The organism is Inquilinus sp., from assembly GCF_057815775.1.
The window spans coordinates 1-3106 of record NZ_JBYRFX010000420.1 but is presented as its reverse complement, the minus strand read 5'-3'; the positions used below and the strand labels follow the sequence as shown (position 1 = coordinate 3106).

At 69.8% G+C, this 3106-nt stretch carries 3 protein-coding genes; 2 read left to right on the top strand and 1 reads right to left on the bottom strand.

Annotated features, from left to right (window positions below; translation table 11 throughout):
- The first annotated feature begins 252 nt into the window (after positions 1-252).
- Positions 253-1080 carry a class I SAM-dependent methyltransferase gene (locus AC3XYG_RS14945; RefSeq protein ID WP_489140631.1) on the top strand — a complete coding sequence of 276 codons (828 nt, stop codon included), beginning with the start codon at positions 253-255 and terminating at the stop codon, positions 1078-1080.
- A gap of 5 nt (positions 1081-1085) precedes the next feature.
- Here the strand turns inward: AC3XYG_RS14945 and AC3XYG_RS14940 are convergent, their stop codons facing one another.
- Positions 1086-2375: an MFS transporter gene (locus AC3XYG_RS14940; RefSeq protein WP_489140630.1), complete on the bottom strand. Its 1290-nt coding sequence runs from the start codon at positions 2373-2375 to the stop codon at positions 1086-1088.
- A gap of 157 nt (positions 2376-2532) precedes the next feature.
- On the opposite strand from AC3XYG_RS14940, the gene AC3XYG_RS14935 reads away from it, so the two are divergent.
- Positions 2533-3106, top strand: a 574-nt coding sequence (locus tag AC3XYG_RS14935) for a TetR/AcrR family transcriptional regulator (RefSeq protein ID WP_489140629.1), incomplete at its 3' end; no start/stop codon positions are given.

Here is a 3106-nt window from a genome sequence, read left to right as displayed (position 1 = left end):
GAGGGCGCGATAGAGCTCGAGCGTGTGCACGCCGGGGATGCCGAAGGCGGTGTCGACGCCGCTGCGGGTGAAGGCATCGATGATCGCCTGCGCGCAATTGTCAGCCATGAAACCTCCAGCCCCGATCTCGACTCGTGTTGCTGCAGAGACTGCCGCGCCGGCGGGCGGATGACCACCCCTGCGGCGGTCAGGGCAGGTTTCCACCGCCGACCGCCATGCTACCGTCGGCTTCACCCATCATCGGAGGACGCCATGCCGCTGGAAACCGAGGTCGCGACGCATTACGCCCGGGACGGGCTGGAGACGGCGATCCTGGCGGCACTGCGCGAGGCCGGCAAGGATCCGGACCGGCTGGTGCCCGCCGATTTGTCGCCGGTTGATGAATTCCATGTCGGCGGGCGCGAGGCGACCGTCGAGCTCGCCGGGCGCATGGGGCTGGCGCCGGGCCAGGCCCTGCTGGACATCGGCAGCGGCCTCGGCGGCGCCTCGCGCCATTTCGCCGGGGACCATGGCTGCCACGTGTCGGGGATCGACCTGACCGAGGATTATGTCCGGGTCGCCACCGCTTTGGCCCGCCGGGTCGGGCTGGACGACCGGGTGGACTACACCCAGGCCAGCGCCCTGGCCCTGCCCTTCCCTGCCGGCCGCTTCGACGCGGCGACGCTGATGCATGTCGGCATGAACATCGCCGACAAGCCGGCCCTGTTCGCCGAGGTGCGGCGGGTGCTGAAGCCCGGCGCGGTGTTCGGGATCTATGACGTGATGCGCATCGGCGATGGCGACCTGGCCTATCCAGTGCCCTGGGCGTCCGGGCCGGAGACCAGCGCCCTGGCCACCCCGGCCGATTATCGCCGCGCCCTGGCCGATGCCGGCTTCGCCGTCACCGCCGAGCGTGACCGGCGCGACTTCGCCATCGACTTCTTCCGCCGCCAGCAGGCGCGGACGGCCGAACAGGGCCGGGCGCCGCTGGGGCTGCATCTGGTGATGGGGCCGGAGGCGGGCCGCAAGATCGCCCATCTCGCGGCCGCCATCGAAGCCGGGGTGGTCGCGCCGGTCGAGATGATCTGCCGGGCGACCTGATCCGTTCAGGCTGTTGCTTCAGATAGCCGGCCGCGCACGGGCCGCGTGCCGCGGCCGATCGCCAGCACCAGGAAGGCGGTGGCGACGCAGATCAGCCCGGCGATGACGAAGGAGGCGAGATAGCCGTCCAGCGCCGAGCGCATCACCCCGGCGCCGAAGGCCGCGGTGGCCGCCCCTGCCTGATGCGCCGCGGCGATCCAGCCGAACACGACCGGCGCGTCGTCCTTGCCGAAGGCGTCGTTGGTCAGCTTCAGCGTCGGCGGCACGGTGGCGATCCAGTCCAGCCCGTAGAACAGGGCGAAGACGGAAAGGCCGTAGAAGCTGTAGCCGGAGAACGGCAGGTAGACCAGCGACAGGCCGCGCAGCCCGTAATACCAGAACAGCAGCCAGCGGCTGGAATAGCGGTCGGACAGCCAGCCCGAGGCGGTGGTGCCGAACAGGTCGAAGATGCCCATGGCGGCCAGCAAAGCGGCGCCCGTGGTGGCCGGGATGCCCTGGTCCAGGCAGGCCGAGATCAGATGGGTGCCGATCAGCCCGTTGGTGGTCAGGCCGCACACGAAGAAGCTGCCGGCCAGCAGCCAGAAGTCGCGCACCTTGGCGGCGCGGCCGAGGATGCGGAAGGCGGTCACGATGGGGTTGCCGGTGGCGGCGGCCGGCGCGGCGCCCGGCGCTTCGCCATAGCGGCTGAGGCCGATGTCCTGCGGCCGTTCCGGCAGCAGCAGGTAGACGATCGGGAACACGCCGGCGGCGACGGCGGCCACGGTCCAGGCCACCGGCTTCCAGCCATAGGATTCGACGATCGTGGCCAGGATCGGCAGGAACACCAGCTGCCCGGTGGCGGAGCTGGCGGTCAGCAGGCCCATGACCAGGCCGCGCCGTTCGTGGAACCAGCGGTTGACGATGGTGGCGCCCAGCACCATCGCGGCGATGCCGCTGCCGAAGCCGACGAAGATGCCCCAGGTCAGCACCAGCTGCCATTCCTGGGTGATCAGGGTCGAGGCCGCGACCGCGACGGCCAGCAGCGCCAGGGCGAACAGCACCACCGGCCGGATGCCGAAGCGCTGCATCGCCGCGGCGGCGAACGGCCCCATCAGCCCGTACAGGAAGATGTTGACGGCGATGGCGAAGGAGATCGCGCCCCGGCTCCAGCCGAAGGCGTCCTGCAGCGGCACGATCAGGATGCTGGGCGTGGCCCGGACGCCGGCGGCGGACAGCAGCACGAGGAAGGCCAGCCCTGCGGCGATCCAACCGTAATGCATCCGGCCCGACAGGAGGCGGGCGACCAGGGTGATCATCGGCAATCCTCTTCCGAAACAGGCGGTCCCGTCACCGTGACTGATAACGGTGCGACTGGACAACAGCCCCAGCCCGGCCCAAATGTAACCGATCGGTTCGTCGGCTGCCAAGAGGTACGAACCGATCGGTTACATGTCAAGTCCGAGAGGTGCGGTCATGTCGAAATCGAAGACGGTCGGTGGGCCGCAGGACGAGGCATCGCCGGTGCGGGCGCGCGACCGGATCTTCGCCGCGGCCGACAATCTGTTCTATCGCCAGGGCATCCGCGCCGTCGGGGTCGACGCCATCGCCAAGGAGGCAGGGGTCGCCAAGATCAGCCTGTACCGCAACTTCCCCTCCAAGGACGACCTTGTCGTCGCCTATCTCGACGACCGCAACGTCGATTACTGGCGGCGCTGGGACCGGGCCTTCGCCAAGCATGAGGGCAATCCGCGGGCCCAGTTGCGCGCCATGATGGAATATCTGGCCGACCGCACCACGGCGATGGATTACCGCGGCTGCCCATTCACCAACGACGCCACGGAGTTCCCGGAGCCGGGCCACCCCGGCCGCCGGGTGTCGGAAGCCAACAAGCGCGAGCTGCGGCAGCGCCTGCTGCACTTGGCCGAGGCGCTGGGCTCCCCCGAGCCCAAGGTGCTGGCCGACAGTCTGGTGCTGCTGGTCGAAGGCGCCTATTCGATCAGCCAGACCATCCGCGGCCCGGACGGACCCGGCAAGGCCATCGTCTGGG

Bases quoted from the DNA above. Each gene is read 5' to 3' on its own strand.
- AC3XYG_RS14945 (WP_489140631.1), top strand. From the start codon at position 253: ATGCCGCTGGAAACCGAGGTCGCGACGCATTACGCCCGGGACGGGCTG.
- AC3XYG_RS14940 (WP_489140630.1), bottom strand. From the start codon at position 2,375: ATGATCACCCTGGTCGCCCGCCTCCTGTCGGGCCGGATGCATTACGGT.